This window comes from Streptomyces sp. Root1310, assembly GCF_001426425.1.
Classification (GTDB): Bacteria; Actinomycetota; Actinomycetes; order Streptomycetales; family Streptomycetaceae; genus Streptomyces.
The window spans coordinates 79,233-93,348 of record NZ_LMEQ01000030.1; the positions used below are offsets into that span (position 1 = coordinate 79,233).

The following is a 14,116-nucleotide window of genomic DNA, read 5'->3' on the forward strand; positions in this document are numbered from 1 at the left end:
GCGGCGGGGTCACTTCAGATACGGCCCGTCGGCGCCGATCTTCCCGGGGCCGTTCAGTACGTACACCCGCAGGTTGCCCTTGCCCGGGGCGGCCACCGTCAGGGTGCCGTTCGAGACGCTCTGCACGTCACCCGTGACGGCGTCCCTGTAGGTGCCGTTCGGGATGCCGGTGAAGCTCGCCCCGCCGGTGACCGTCACCACTGCGAAACTGTCCGTGCCGCCGCTGGTGTAGCGGCGTTTGAAGGCCATTCCGCCGCTGATCCCGTCGGTCGAGTACTGGCCCGACTGCAGTGCCGGGACCGCCCGGCGGATCTGGTTCAGCCGCTGGAGGTGCTTGACCAATGGCTGGGCCAGGGTGGTGGCGACCGTGCCGCTCGCACTCGCGACCGTGCCGAAGTCCGAGGCCGTGACGGAGCCGGCCAGGTGGTCGCCGAAGTAGGCGCGCCCGGTGGACGCCAGCGGGCAGCTCGGCCCGCAGTCGATCTGCTTGCCCTTCTGGAACTCGATCTCCGAGCCGTAGTACAGCGTCGGGATGCCGCGGAAGGTCCACATGAGCGCCATGTTCTCGGCCCAGGCGTCGGTGCCGCCGCTGTAGCGCGTGCTCGACTTGTTCGGCCCGTAGTCGTGGCTGTCCACGTAGACCACGTTGTAGGTGGCGTCGTTGACGCTGTCGTCGGAGTCCTTGCCGTTGCCGAAGGCGTTCTGCGCGTCCCCGAAGTTCATGTGCATGCGCATGTCGATGATGTTCATGCCGGAGAACTGGCTGCGGTCGGGCGTGTGGTAGGCGTTGCCGCTCAGGAAGGCGTTGGTCGACGTCGGCTGGTTCCCGGTGCCGAGGTTGTTCTCGTAGGTGAACTGTTCGAGGGCCGCCGTCTCGTCGTCCCCGCTGTACTCCTTGCGCTCCTTCCAGGTGAAGAACTGCGCGGAGTGGTTCACGGAGCCGCGGTTCCACTTGTCGTTGACGAACGCGCCGACCTCGCCGAAGACGAAGAAGTTGGCGGCCGCCTCCGTGCCGAACTTCTGGCTGACCCGGTCGTGGATGGCGGGCAGGAAACGGCGGTTCCAGGTGACGCGCGGGATGTGGACGGCCGTGTCGATCCGGAAGCCGTCGACACCCATGTCGATGTACTTGTCGTAGGCGCCGATCAGGTAGTTCTGCACGGGCGTCGACTCGGTGTCGAAGTCGGCCAGGTCCTCGTGCAGCCAGCAGGACCGGGAGTCCTCGCCCTCCCAGTTGCCGATCCAGCACTGGTGGTAGTAGGCCTTCGGGAACATGCCCGAAGTGGGGCTGGGCCACTGGCAGTTGTAGAGGGTGTAGCCCTCGGCGCTCTTGCCGCCGGTGGGCTTGCCCCAGTTCAGACAGGTGTTGCCGGTCGGTTCGGCGGTCGACCACAGGTCGCCGTTGTAGTAGGACTTCCCGGACTTGGGCTCCACGGTCAGGCCGTCGTACTCGAAGCCCTCGGCCTTCTCGTCGTAGTACCAGCTCCACTGGGAGTCGCGGACGCCGTACACGGTCGGCGTGAACAGGCCCTTGGCCCCCCAGCGTGAGCTGTGGTTGTAGACGACGTCCTGGTAGATCTTCATGCCCTTGGCGTGGGCGGCGTTGATCAGGTCCTGGTAGGAGGCACCGGCCGACTCCAGGCGCGGGTCGACCTTGTAGAAGTCGTAGCCGTGATAGCCGTGGTAGTCGTAGTCCGACCGGTTCAGGACCACCGGGGTGATCCAGACCGCCGAGAAGCCGAGTGCCTTGATGTAGTCGAGCTTCTCGACCAGGCCCTTGAAGTCCCCGCGGAACATGGGGTCGTCGTTCGCCGAGTTCCCGGACTTTACGTGCTGGCTGCCGCCGCGGTCGTTCGCGGTGTCGCCGTCGTAGAAGCGGGCGGTGAGCACGAAGTAGATGGGGTCCTTGCGCGGGTCGGTGCCCAGCGGGGTGCCGGCCGCCGGGGCCGGCGCGCGCTCACCGGTCGTCGCGGTCGCCGCGGCGGAGGCGGGCGAGGTGTTCCCGGCCGCGTCGACGGCCTTCACGGTATAGGTGTACGTGGTCTTCTCCTCGAGCCCCGTGTCGGAGAAGACCGTCGAGCCGGCATCGGTGACCACCGTGCCCAAGGTGCCTCCGGTGCGCGTGACCTGGTATTTCGTCACCCCCTTGTTGTCGGTGGCCGCGTCCCAGCCCACCACCACCGAGGTGTCGGTGGCGCTCGCCGTGACCCTTGCCGGGGCGGTCGGCGGCTCCGTGTCGGGTGCCTCGGCCGCGCAGGGGTCCGCAGCGCCGGAGGTGACCGTCCGGTCCTTCACGGTCGTGGTGCCGAGCGGGATCGTGTAGTCCGCGCTGTTGTTGTTGTCCCAGACGCCGTTGCCGTTGTTGAAGGCGGCCTTGAGCGACGTCGCCGTACCGATGGCCAGGGTCTTCTTCCACCAGCCCGTGCAGGCGGTCTCCATGCCGGCACCGGGGGCCGTCGTCCAGGAGCCGCCGGTGGGCGCGTAGTGGATGTTGGCGGTGGTCCATCCGGAGGTGGCGGTCGAGTAGTAGACGGTGGCCTCGTTGCCGCTGCCCGTGTCGGTGCCGGCGCACGGATCGCTGTGGGCGATCACTCCGTCCTTGACGGCCACGGCGCCGGTGCCCAGTGCGTAGTTGCCGCCGCCGTTGTTGTCCCAGGTGCCGCTGCCGTTGTTGAAGGTGGCCTGGAGCCCGGCGGCCGAGCCGAGGTCGACGGTCTGCTTCACCCAGTCGGCGCAGGCTGCCTCCATGCGTACGCCGGGGACCGTGGTCCAGGTGCCGCCGTCGGGGGCGTAGTGCAGATAGGTGGCGGACCAGTTCTTCGTCTTCGTGTAGGAGAAGACGGTCGCCGTGTTGGAGGCGGCCGCCGTGGTGCGCAAGGGGGCGGGATCGGGTTCGGACGGGCCCGCGAGCACTGCGAACAGCCCGGCCGCGGCCATGGCGGCGGCGAGCGGACGGGGTGGTCCGTGTCTGCGGGACGTTGTCGGTGCGCGCCTCATGGCCTCTCCCGGTACGGGCAGCGGATGGAGGGAGTCGCCTTGAAAGAGCAACCGGCAACTTCCTGAAAGGAGTTGCGCACGGAAGTTACAGGGGCATGACACCTCCGTAAAGGGATCGCGCGGTGCGGGAGAAGGGGTGGTGCACCTGCCCCGGGGCAAACGGAGCGATGGCTTCCCGCCCGGGAGGGTGATCAAATGTGCGAATGTCCACAGGATTCACGCCCGCCTCCCGGGCGGCGACCGCCGCGCCGACGGTCCGTCACGGCTGGCACAAGCTGCTTATCGGCCTTTTTCTGCTGGGGCGTCTCGCGCGTGTCCCGGCGGCCCTGGACGCCACGACGGGGGCGACCCCTTCGGGCTGGTGGCATGTGGTGTGGGAGGTGCTCGCCCTGGTGCTGGCCGCCTTCGCGGTGAGTGAGTGGGAGATCCTCCGGGCGGCGTCCTGGCGGATGTCCGTGACGCAGTGGATCTGCATGGTCGTCTTCCATGTCGGCCTGCTCGGTTTCCTGGCCTCTCAGGTGCTCCAACTGTTCTAGTTCCCGGCCCGTGTGACGGCGGGTCAGTGGCAGTGGGGCCGTTTGTTCGATCGCACGAACATGGCTTCGATGGGTTACTTCTGTCGCCGAGCCTTGATAGGAAACTTTCCTGTCAGTCGCAGTGCAGCGTCACCCCACCCCCCACTCCTCACCTGGAGCCACTGTGGTGCACATATCCCGGCCGGTCGACGGCCCCACCTCCACCTCCCGCCGCCTCTTCCTCGCCCTCACCGGCGCCCTGGTCGCCGCCCCGCTTCTCGACGCCCGCCGGGCGACCGCGGCCACCGCGGCAACCGCGGCGAAGAGCCTCGACGACCCGGCGAAGAAGGAGATCGCCATGAAGCTGGTGTCGAGCGCGGAGAACTCCTCGCTCGACTGGAAGGCCCAGTACCGGTACATCGAGGACATCGGCGACGGCCGGGGCTACACCGCCGGCATCATCGGGTTCTGCTCCGGCACCGGCGACATGCTCGACCTCGTACAGCTCTACAGCGACCGCAGGCCCGGCAACGTCCTGGCCAAGTACCTGCCCGCCCTGCGCGAGGTCGACGGCACCGACTCGCATTCCGGTCTCGACCCGAACTACCCGAAGGACTGGCGCAAGGCCGCCCAGGACACGGCCTTCCAGCAGGCCCAGAACGACGAGCGCGACCGCGTCTACTTCAACCCCGCCGTCCGGCAGGGCAAGACGGACGGCCTGCGGGCCCTCGGCCAGTTCGCCTACTACGACGCCATCGTCATGCACGGCGACGGAACCGACCCCACCAGCTTCCGCAACATCCGCAAGCGGGCGCTGACGAAGGCGAAGCCGCCGGCCCAGGGCGGCGACGAGACGGCATATCTGCACGCCTTCCTCGACGCCCGGGTCTGGGCCATGAAGCAGGAGGAGGCGCACAGCGACACCAGCCGGGTCGACACCGCCCAGCGCGTCTTCCTGCGCAACGGCAACCTCGACCTCGACCCGCCCCTGGACTGGAAGGTCTACGGCGACAGCTACCACATCGGCTGACCGCCTCCGCGTGATCCCGGCTGGACGCGGCGCGCCAGTCTGCGGCCCCACGCCTGCCCCGGTACCTCGACGTACCGGTGGGTCAGTGCGCACAGCGGCAGCAGTACGGCGAGAAACGCCGCCTCCAGCGCGGGAGCGTCCTGCCGCCACCGGCCGACCGTGCCGTCGGTCACCGTCAGCAGCACCGGATGGACCAGGTACACCGAATAGCTGATCGCTCCCAGCCCGGTCAGCGATCTCGGGACGCGACGGTGGCGCGCCGCCAGTCCGGCGCCGAAGGTGAGCGCGGCCATCAGGAACGCCAGGATCCAGCCGCGCCGGGTGAAGTGCGCGCCGTCGCCGTGTCCGTACGCGCTCCCCACGGCGCAGACGAGCACCACGGCCGTCGTGCCGGCCACGCGCCACCGGCCGCCCCCGCCGTTCGCGGCCCGGTGGACCGCGGTGCCCAGGAACATCACGGCGAGAATCACCAGCCCCTCCCACATCGCGACCGTGCCGTTGAAAGCGACCAGGACGAGCGCCGACACCCCGCCCAGTACGCCGCCCGCCACACGCAGCACGGGTGCCCCGGCGCTCGCACAGCAGACGGCGAGCACCAGGGCGGCCGCGGCGAGTGCGACCAGCGGGCCGGTGCCGACGGCGCCGGAGAGCGCGGAGACCGGCAGCGAGCCCCCCACCGCCGCGCTCACGGCGGCGAGCGCGGCGAGGACGCAGGCGACCGCCGCCGGACGACGGTGCAGACGGACCGTGAAGAGCGCCACGGTCAGCAGATAGAAGGCCATCTCGTAGGAGAGGGTCCACAGGACCAGAAGGAGACTCGGCGTCCCCAGCAGCTCCTGGAGCAGGGTGACATGGGCGACGGCGACCGTGGTGAGGCCCTGCCGGCCCAGACCGGCGCGCGACTCGGCGACGCCCAGGAGGTCGAGCACGAGCACCGCCGTGACGGCGGCCGCCCACAGCGGATACATGCGGAACACCCGTCCGATCCAGAACGACCGGACGCACCCCCGGCGCTCCAGTGACGCGGGGACGATGTACCCGCTCACCAGGAAGAACAGCATGACGCCGTACCGTCCGATGTTGAACTGCGGCACCAGCTCCCGCCGGAACTCCGCCAGGAACGCGTACGACGAATGGTCGAGGACCACGGCGAGGGCCGCGACGGCGCGCAACGCGTCGAGCCAGCACAACCGCGCCGCGGAGCGGGTGGTGGGTGACGACGTGGCTACCGAGGGTGACTTGTCCGGGCGTGGAGGAACCAAGGGCGGGGGTTGCATGGGTGGACCGAACTCCGTGCGGGTGAGAGGTTCTTAGGGCGGGGGCGGGCTCTAGCTAGTGCTGCGACCGGAAAGATTCACCGGCTCGCGACGCCCGGCACGGCACCTCGCGGCGTTGTCGCACCACCCGAGTACATCCGGTACGCGGGTGGTGCTCCGCCTTGCGATGCACCGCACCGGACGCCGCGAGCTTTCCGGTAGACCTTTCCGGCCACAGCACTAGTCGTCCGGAAGGGTGACCTTCAAGGGAACGCAGGGCTCGGCCTGGCTCCTGGTGGAGTACAACTCGACCGCCCGGGGCCGGGACATGCCCTCCATGTTCTCGAAGGTCAGTACGTTGCCCCGGCGCAGGGTGAAGTCCCAGCCGGCCTTGATCGGGACGACGGGGGCACGGTCGCCGTTCCCGTCGACGGCCCAGGCCGAGAACGGGGTGAAGCTGCGCTCGCAGACATAGCCCGGGGCCAGCACGTCGATGGTCACCTCGATGCCCCACGGACGCACCCTCGTCGCGAGTTCGCGCTGGGCCGCCACACCGATCGTCCGGTCCTTCACGGTCAGCGTGACCGTGCCGTCCCCATGGCGCTCCACCGCGTACGCCGTGGAGTAGGCCGAGGAACCGGGCACCACCGCCGCGCCGAACCAGGCCACCGCGCAGGCCACCGCGACGACGGCGATCCGGGGCGGGGTGAACAGCCGACGCACGGCCGCCCGCGCCCCGCCGCCACCGGGTCCGGCCGTGGCGGGACCGGTCCGGCGGACCCCTGCCTCGCGCAGCTCGATCTCCCTCTTGAGCTCGTCCAGGAGCCGGTCCTCGAACGTCCGCCTCGTGCTCATGCTTCCCCCCTCGCGATGTACAGCAGCGGTGTGTCCGGTGTCGTGGCCGCCGCGGAACCCGTGTGGGTGGCCGGGGGCGTCTCCGCGGCCTGGGCCTCCGCCTCCCGCCGCAGCGCCTTGCGCGCCCTGTGCAGTCGTACGCGGGCGGTGACCTGGCGTACCCCCAGTGCGGCCGCCGCCTCCGTGACCGTGAGCTGGTCCACCGCGATCAGCTCCATGACGGCCCGCTCGCCCTCGGGAAGCCGCGCCAGCGCGGCCAGGGCGCGCCGCCCCGGGCTCTCCGCGTCGAGTCTGTCCTCGATACGGACGATGTCGTCGGCCTCCAGCAGCCGCCGCCCGGAGAACCGCAGGTCGCGTTCCGTCTCCCGGGCGACCCGGCGCCGCTCCGACGACACCACGTTGCGGGCGATGCCGAACAGCCAGGCCGTCTCGCTGCCGAGGTCCGGCCGGTAGGAGTCCGCGGAACGCAGGACGGCGAGGAAGATCTCGGCCGTCAGGTCGGCCGCGGTGTGCGGGTCGTCGACGCGCCGCGCCACGAACCGCATCACCGCGTCCAGGTGGCGGCGGTAGAACTCCTCGAAGAGCCGCGGGTCACGTACCGCCGCGGCGGGCCCACCCCGTAACCGTTCCGCGTCGTCCACAGGCGTCTCCTTCTCGGGATTCCTTCAAAGGCGCTACACCCGTTCTTGGAACGAGGTGCGAAAAGCGTTACAGAAAGAACCCGGACCCGGCTCGGAGGCGGAGGGTCCGGGCGAAGACGTGGCAGTGTTGCGCCCGCAACCGATCACTCGGTACATGACAGAAGCGATTTCTGCGACACCTGCCGGGCGCGGTACGCGCAGGAAGGGGGAGCTCTCGGACATGGTGGCCCTGGGGGGACTGGCGGCCCTGCTGGCGAGCCCGCTCTGGTGCGTGGCCGTCCTCGTCAAGCTCGTCTCCGTCGCGCTGCCGGGGCGGCGGCCGGACCGGGCCGTGCACCTTCTGCGCTGGTCGGCCGGGATGGCGGTCGCGGCGGCCGTCGGCTGCTACCTGCTGTCGAGCGGAGCGGTGGCGTTCGCCGAGCACGAGTCCCGGTCGGGCGCCGACTCGTCCCCCGCGCCCGCCTGCCGGGGGGACGAGGTCCCGCGGGAGACCCGCCTGCACCTCGTGAGCCACCGGGCCTCCTACTTCCCGCCCGCCTTCGACTGCGTACTCGACGACGGGACCACCTACGGGAGCAGCGGCGTCTACGGCACGCTGAACACGTGTGTCGTCGTCTTCGCGGGCGGCGCCGGTGCCCTCGCGGCGGCGGCCGGGTTCGCGGCGGCCCGCCGGGACCGGGACCGGGCGGGGGCCGTACCGCGTGCGGACGGTGACCCGGCCGCGTCTGCGGGTGACACCTCGGACGACGAGCTGCACGGTGACCGAGTGAGTGGTGAGGCTGGGGCGTAGGGGGTGGGTTCGCGGGTAGTCGCGCCGATATGAACGGGGTACTGAAGGCGGTCCGGATGGAACCTGTCCCGCCCGACCAGGGTTCTTCCGCCCCCGGCGGGAACCCTGCCGAGACGACGGTGGCACTGGACGGCAAGGACGGCTGTATCGCCCGGGCGCGTCGCCTCACGGGCGACTTCCTGCGGCGCGTGCAGAGCCGGGACGGCCTCGCCGTGTCGGACCGCGCCATGGATCTGTCCCAGCTCGTGGTGAGCGAACTGGTCACGAACGCGCTCAGATACGCGCCCGGTCCGGTCCTGCTCCAGCTGCGCATCGCCGGGGCCGCGGTGGAGATCGTCGTCTGGGACAGCGATCCGGTGCCGCCGGTTCCCCAGGCGCCTGATCCGACGCGGGTGGGGCAGCACGGGCTGGAGATCGTGAGGGCGGTGGCCCAGGACTTCGTCGTGGCGCGGGAGCCGGTCGGCAAGCGGATCGTCGCCCGGCTCGGTCTGTCGGGCTGACGCGGGCCGGGGCCGGCCGGAGCAGACCGGCTCGGTCGAATCCGACGGACGGACGGACGGACGGATGGATGGACGGACGGACGGCCTGCGCCGCGCCCGGTCCGTGTGCGTGACGCGGCGGTGGCCGGTACGTCGCGGCTGCGCGTACCGGCCACCGCCGGGTGACTCGTGTCAGGGCCTGGGACTCAGGGCCACAGACTCAGGGCTGCAGAGGAAGAGTGGCGCAGTTGGACATGACCGGTTTGCCGTTGAGCCGGTCGTTCAGCCAGGAGATCGCGTCGCCCTGGTCGGCGAGCAACGGTGTGAAGTGGTTGATCAGGGACCGGCCGAGGCCGGGCAGGATCACGGGTTTGTAGGTGACGTCGGCGCCCTTGGCGCACCATGCGACGGCCAGGGCGCGCGCCTGTGCGTGCGGCACCAGGTCGTCGGCGGTGCCGGTCGCCACCCGGACCGGCGACGCGGGCTTCAGGGTGCCGATGCGCTGGTCGGCCAGGAACGCCTTGAGGGCCGGCTCGGACTGGACGATGTCGCTGAGTGAGCGCCCGTCCGTGGTCCAGTCGGTGCTGCTGGCCGAGTTGTAGGAGAGGAGCGCGTCGCCCACGCACATCGTCGACAGGTCCTTGAGCGCGGCGCGGCCGGCCGTGTTCAGGTGCGCTTCGGCGATCGGTACGAGAGCGGGATCGGACTCCAGGAAGCCGTTCACCGACCATCCCAGCGCGCCGGCCAGGTCGCTGCCGTCGATGGCCTTGGTGACGGCGACCAGGTCGGCGGGCGGAGCCCCGGTGTAGGTCCCGGCGAGGGTGACGTCGGGCGCGTACGAGGGCTGGAGTTCGGCGGCGGCGGCCGTGGCCCCGCCGCCCTGGCTGTAGCCGAACAGCGCGACCCGGGAGCCGGACGTCAGCGACGTGGCGTCGAGGGAACGGACGGCGCGGACGGCGTCCAGGACGGCGTGGGCCTCGTCGACCCGGTTGACGTAGGTGTGCAGCCGGTCGGTCGCGCCCAGCCCCGTGTAGTCCGTGACCACGACGGCGATGCCCCGGGCGAGGAGACGGTAGATCGCCAGGTCCTCGTAACCGACCGACAGGGTCTGGCCGTTGACGACGAGCGGGTGTTCGAGACCCAGGGAGGCGGCGCACTGGTCGCCCTGGCCCATCGTGCCGGGCGCCACGACGACCAGGGGCCGTGGTCCGCTGCCCGTCCAGCGGGCCGTGGGTTCGATGTACGCGCCGGTGACGGCCATGGGGCGGCCGGCCGAGTCCGTGGACTTGTACATGAGGCGGGTCGCCGTGCCGGGCAGCGGTCCGTCGACACCCGGCAGGCTCAACGCCAGCGGGAGCGGTTCGGACCGGATCAGGGCGCCGTCGGCGGCCGGAAGGGCGGCGGGCGGGTTGTAGAACGTGGGGATGGTGACGCCGCGCGAGACCACGGCGTCCGACTGCGTGGTCGCGTCGGCTGGTACGGCGGTGACGCCCAGGCAGGCGGCAGCGGTGACGGCTGCGGCCAGCAGGCGGGTGGGGGCGGGCATGGCGGACCTCCGGTGAGGGGGAGGCCGAGCCTTCGTCTGCGGCTCGGGTGGCGGACGGGCCGGTGGGGTGCGGACCGTGACGACCGAGCGGTACGGGCCCCGGTCGTCCACCGTTGCCACGTACCGCTCTTAGACGAACTGTCAGGACCGTAGCGAGAGCAGGGTTACCTCGGGTAGCGGTCGGTAGGTTACGTTTCAGTAATATGACTGCCGAGTAGCAAGTTCGAAGCCGTCGCCCCGCCGATCACTCGCATCACAACGAGCGACCACAAGCGGCCCCTTCGCGGCAATCTCGGACAAAACAAGACCTCCGGCTCGCCTGTCGCTAGCGTCCCGAGCCATGAACACCGACCGCACACGCGGCGCGCAGCTCGGCGACCACGCCTCCCGTGACGACGCCTTCGTGCCACCCCAGCCCGGCACCCACCACTCCTCGACGCAGACGGCGACCGCGAGCGGCAGCGCCAGGATCACGCAGAAGAACACCCAGATGAAGTTCTCGATCCCGGTGATCGGACCCCTGCTCACCATGGCGTACGCCCATCCGCTGATCGCCGGGCTCACCGCCGTGGCGGTGGTCGGGGGAGGAGGCGCGGCGGTCACGGCGGCTCTGCCCGACGCGACGTCCTCGCCCTCGACCGCGCTGGTGCGCGGCTTCGTCATGGAGCAGTCGGACGGTCAGAAAGCCCCCACGGGTTACGACTTCACCTCCACGCCGCCCGTGGTCGCCGACGCCGGTACGGACGCTCTCTACGTGCAGGGCGGCTTCCTGATGTCCACCAACGGCAGGCTGGCCTCGTGGGGTTCGTCCGAGGTGCCCACGGCGGAGGGCTGCCGCAAGGCCGTCTCCGAGGACCCGGTGCGGAAGACGTCCGTCTCCGTCGGCTACGCGATGTGCTATCTCGACCGCAACGGCGATCCCGGCTACATCACCGTCACCGCCTCCGACACCGCCTCCGTCACCGTCGACACCGCCCACCTGCGCTGACCCCACCGCCGTCAACAGGCCTTCGACACCGGTGTGGTTGACTACGCTCGTGCTGCACGAGTCGGTCTTCCGCACCACGGACCTGCCAGTGGGCGACCGGTTCGATGCGTGGGCGGAGCGCATGGGCCGCACCCACGCGCCCATGCGGCTCAGCAGCGACCGCCACGCGGACTACCGCGGCTCCCAACGCGTGATAGCGCTGGGCGACGTCATCGTGTGGCCGGCCACCTTCGACCAACTGGTCTTCCGCCGTACGCCGAAACTCATCCGCGAGTCCGACCCCGAGACGTACCACCTGTCCCTCCTGCTGAAGGGCGAGGGGGCGGCCGACTGGGGCAGACAGCAGGCGGCCTACCGGATGAACGACTTCCACATCAACTCCTCCTCGCGGTCCTGGGAGGTGCTCACCGGCGCCGAGCCCGTCACCGTCCTCGGCGTCGAGGTGCCGCGCGCCCTGGTGGCCGTGCCCGAACGCCGGGCCGACCAGGTCCCGGGGAGCCTCCTGTCGGGCCGCGAGGGGATCGGCGCGCTGCTCTCGCAGTTCCTGCGCCAACTGGTCGCGGACACCTCCTCGTACCAGCCCTCGGACGCACCCCGGCTGGGCACGGTCGTCACCGACCTGGTCACGGCCCTCTTCGCGCACACCGCGGACGCCGACCTCCGGCTCCCGCCGGAGACCCGTGACCGCACCCTCGTCCTTCACGTCAAGACGTTCATCCACCGGCACCTGGACGACCCGGACCTGACCCCCGCCGGAATCGCCGCCGCACACCACGTCTCCCGCAGCCGTCTGTACCGCCTCTTCCAGGCCGAAGGCCTCACCGTGGCCTCCTACATCCGCGACCAGCGGCTGGAGCATGCCCGCCGCGACCTCGCCGACCCCCGGCTGCGCGCCCTGCCCATCCGCGCCGTGGCCGCCCGCTGGGGCTACCCCCGGGCCGCCGAGTTCACCCGGGCCTTCCGCACCGCCTACGGGCTCCCGCCCAGCGAACTGCGCGAACAGGCGCTGGGACAGGCGTAGGACGGCTCGCTTCCCGGGATCCCCGCGCCGGCCTCCCGGCGCCTGCCGGCCTCCCGCCGCTTGTCGGCCTTCCCCGGTACCACCGGTGGACGCTCCGCCAAGCAGTTGTGGACTGTCCGCCAACGACACACCACCCGTCCCTCCCGCATCCTGGTGATCACCGCGGCACACCGCCGCGACAACGGGGGCCGTGCCAGGACGACGGGGGAGTCCTGGCACGGCACGGACCCGCCCGCCCACGCACACCGCCCGCACGGCCCACGAACGGGCCGTGGACGGGCCACGGATGATCGAGTGGTGACGGTCCGGCCACGGGCGTACCGTCTAACGGTGGACCCGACAGCGGACGCCTCCGTCCGCTGACCTCTCCCAGGGCCCGCTCCCGAGCGGGCGACACGTCATGAGCAGCCTCCCTCAGCCGACCTCAGCAACCGGTACCACCGCCCGACAGGGTGGCGGGGGCAACGCGATGGCGCTGTTGGTGATCGCGTCGTGCCAGTTGATGGTGGTGCTCGACATCACCATCGTGAACATCGCGCTGCCGGACATCCAGCGCTCCCTGGACTTCTCCACCACCAGCCTGGCCTGGGTGGTCAACGCCTACACCCTCACCTTCGGCGGCCTGCTGCTGCTCGGCGGCCGGGTCGGCGACATCCTGGGCAGACGGAGGGTGTTCATCTTCGGAGTGCTGCTCTTCGTCCTCGCCTCCCTGCTCGGCGGACTCGCCCAGAACGAGGCCCAACTCCTCGCCGCGCGCGCCCTCCAGGGCGTCGGTGGCGCCATCGCGTCCCCGACCGCCCTGTCCCTGGTCAGCACGACGTTCCCGGAAGGACCCGAGCGCAACCGGGCGTTCGGGGTCTTCGCCGCGGTCTCGGCGGGCGGTGGCGCGATCGGCCTGCTCGCGGGCGGCATCCTCGTCGAGTGGCTGAACTGGCGGTGGGTGCTGTTCGTCAACGTTCCCATCGGACTGCTCATAGCCCTCGCCACACCCCGCTTCATCAAGGAATCCGAACGCCACCCCGGCCACTTCGACGTCGCCGGCGCGCTGACCTCCACCGTGGGCATGGTGTTGCTGGTGTACGGCTTCATCAGAGCCGCGCAGGAAGGGTGGCGGGACACGCTCACGATCGCCTCGTTCGTCGCGGCCGTCGTGGTCCTCGCGGTGTTCATCCTGATCGAGCGGCGCTCCCGGCAGCCGATCACACCCCTGCACATGTTCGCCGACCGCAACAGGGCGGGCACCTACGGCATCATGCTGTGCCTCGCCGCCGCGATCTTCGGCATGTTCTTCTTCCTCACGCTCTTCGTGCAGAACGTGCTCGGCTTCAGCCCGCTCGCGGCCGGGTTCGCCTTCCTGCCGGTCAGCGCGGTCATCGCGGTCGGCGCCGGCCTCGCCTCACGGTTCCTGCCGACGTACGGCCCCAAGCCGTTCATGGTGGTGGGCGCGATCCTCGCGGCCGGAGGCCTGTCCTGGCTGACCCTGACCGACGTCCACTCCACGTACGCGGGCAGTGTCCTCGGCCCGATGCTCGTCTTCAGCCTGGGCATGGGCATGGAGTTCGTCTCGCTCACACTGATGGCGCTCTCCGACGTGTCCCCCCTGGAGACCGGTGCGGCCTCCGGGCTGCTCAACGCCACCCAGCAGGTGGGCGGTTCGCTGGGCCTGTCCATCCTGGTCACGATGTACGGCACGGCCAGCCGCAACGAGGCGGACAAGCAGGTCCCCGACTTCCTGGCCCAGGCGACCCCCGCCGAACGCCTGAACTTCCGGCGGACCGGCCAACTCCCCGCCCCCTGGTCCCACGAGGTCCTCACGGCCGGTGTCTCGGCCGCCTTCGTCATGGCGGCGATCTTCACGGTCCTCGCCGCTCTGATCGCGATCATCGTGATCCAGGTCCGCCCCTCGGACCTGGAGCGCCTCAAGGGCGGCACGGTTCCGGGCGGTGTATGAGCCGTGACCCATCGTCAGGCGCGGTGCGGAGGACGGATCGGTCTCCG

At 70.6% G+C, this 14,116-nt stretch carries 12 protein-coding genes; 7 read left to right on the forward strand and 5 right to left on the reverse strand.

Annotation, left to right across the window (positions count from 1 at the left end; translation table 11 throughout):
- Positions 1–9: 9 nt before the first annotated feature.
- Positions 10–2,997, reverse strand: coding sequence for a carbohydrate binding domain-containing protein (locus ASD48_RS27660; RefSeq protein ID WP_057604457.1), 2,988 nt, complete (start codon positions 2,995–2,997; stop codon positions 10–12).
- A gap of 203 nt (positions 2,998–3,200) precedes the next feature.
- Here ASD48_RS27660 and ASD48_RS27665 point away from each other — a divergent pair, with 203 nt between their 5' ends.
- Together ASD48_RS27665 and ASD48_RS27670 are read left to right on the forward strand one after the other, a co-directional pair.
- Positions 3,201–3,533 (forward strand): hypothetical protein, encoded by a 333-nt coding sequence (locus tag ASD48_RS27665; RefSeq protein ID WP_057604458.1) that lies wholly within the window; start codon positions 3,201–3,203, stop codon positions 3,531–3,533.
- A gap of 163 nt (positions 3,534–3,696) precedes the next feature.
- Positions 3,697–4,542 carry a chitosanase gene (locus tag ASD48_RS27670; RefSeq protein WP_057604459.1) on the forward strand — a complete coding sequence of 282 codons (846 nt, stop codon included), beginning with the start codon at positions 3,697–3,699 and terminating at the stop codon, positions 4,540–4,542.
- Here ASD48_RS27670 and ASD48_RS27675 read toward each other — a convergent pair.
- The 3 genes from ASD48_RS27675 to ASD48_RS27685 all read right to left on the reverse strand — a co-directional run bounded on the left by ASD48_RS27675 (position 4,527) and on the right by ASD48_RS27685 (position 7,294).
- Entirely contained in the window at positions 4,527–5,714 is a 1,188-nt protein-coding gene (locus ASD48_RS27675) for an acyltransferase (protein ID WP_057604460.1), read from the reverse strand. The genes ASD48_RS27670 and ASD48_RS27675 overlap by 16 nt on opposite strands.
- Positions 5,715–6,038: 324 nt before the next feature.
- On the reverse strand, positions 6,039–6,653 hold the full coding sequence (locus ASD48_RS27680) for a hypothetical protein (RefSeq protein ID WP_057604461.1): 615 nt from the start codon (positions 6,651–6,653) through the stop codon (positions 6,039–6,041).
- Entirely contained in the window at positions 6,650–7,294 is a 645-nt protein-coding gene (locus tag ASD48_RS27685; RefSeq protein ID WP_057604462.1) for a sigma-70 family RNA polymerase sigma factor, read from the reverse strand. The genes ASD48_RS27680 and ASD48_RS27685 overlap by 4 nt, the downstream gene beginning before the upstream one ends.
- Before the next feature lie 220 nt (positions 7,295–7,514).
- Between ASD48_RS27685 and ASD48_RS27690 the strand changes: the two genes are divergently transcribed.
- Positions 7,515–8,084: a hypothetical protein gene (locus tag ASD48_RS27690; protein WP_057604463.1), complete on the forward strand. Its 570-nt coding sequence runs from the start codon at positions 7,515–7,517 to the stop codon at positions 8,082–8,084.
- Between the two features lie 56 nt (positions 8,085–8,140).
- Entirely contained in the window at positions 8,141–8,584 is a 444-nt protein-coding gene (locus tag ASD48_RS27695) for an ATP-binding protein (protein WP_057605008.1), read from the forward strand.
- A 199-nt stretch (positions 8,585–8,783) separates the two neighbouring features.
- Here ASD48_RS27695 and ASD48_RS27700 read toward each other — a convergent pair whose 3' ends face one another.
- Positions 8,784–10,109, reverse strand: coding sequence for an alpha/beta fold hydrolase (locus tag ASD48_RS27700; RefSeq protein WP_057604464.1), 1,326 nt, complete (start codon positions 10,107–10,109; stop codon positions 8,784–8,786).
- A gap of 340 nt (positions 10,110–10,449) precedes the next feature.
- On the opposite strand from ASD48_RS27700, the gene ASD48_RS27705 reads away from it, so the two are divergent.
- The 3 genes from ASD48_RS27705 to ASD48_RS27715 all read left to right on the forward strand — a co-directional run bounded on the left by ASD48_RS27705 (position 10,450) and on the right by ASD48_RS27715 (position 14,069).
- On the forward strand, positions 10,450–11,097 hold the full coding sequence (locus tag ASD48_RS27705; protein ID WP_057604465.1) for a hypothetical protein: 648 nt from the start codon (positions 10,450–10,452) through the stop codon (positions 11,095–11,097).
- Positions 11,098–11,134: 37 nt separating this feature from the next.
- Positions 11,135–12,118: an AraC family transcriptional regulator gene (locus ASD48_RS27710; RefSeq protein ID WP_348983233.1), complete on the forward strand. Its 984-nt coding sequence runs from the start codon at positions 11,135–11,137 to the stop codon at positions 12,116–12,118.
- A gap of 469 nt (positions 12,119–12,587) precedes the next feature.
- Positions 12,588–14,069 (forward strand): MFS transporter, encoded by a 1,482-nt coding sequence (locus ASD48_RS27715; protein WP_057604467.1) that lies wholly within the window; start codon positions 12,588–12,590, stop codon positions 14,067–14,069.
- Positions 14,070–14,116: the final 47 nt, after the last annotated feature.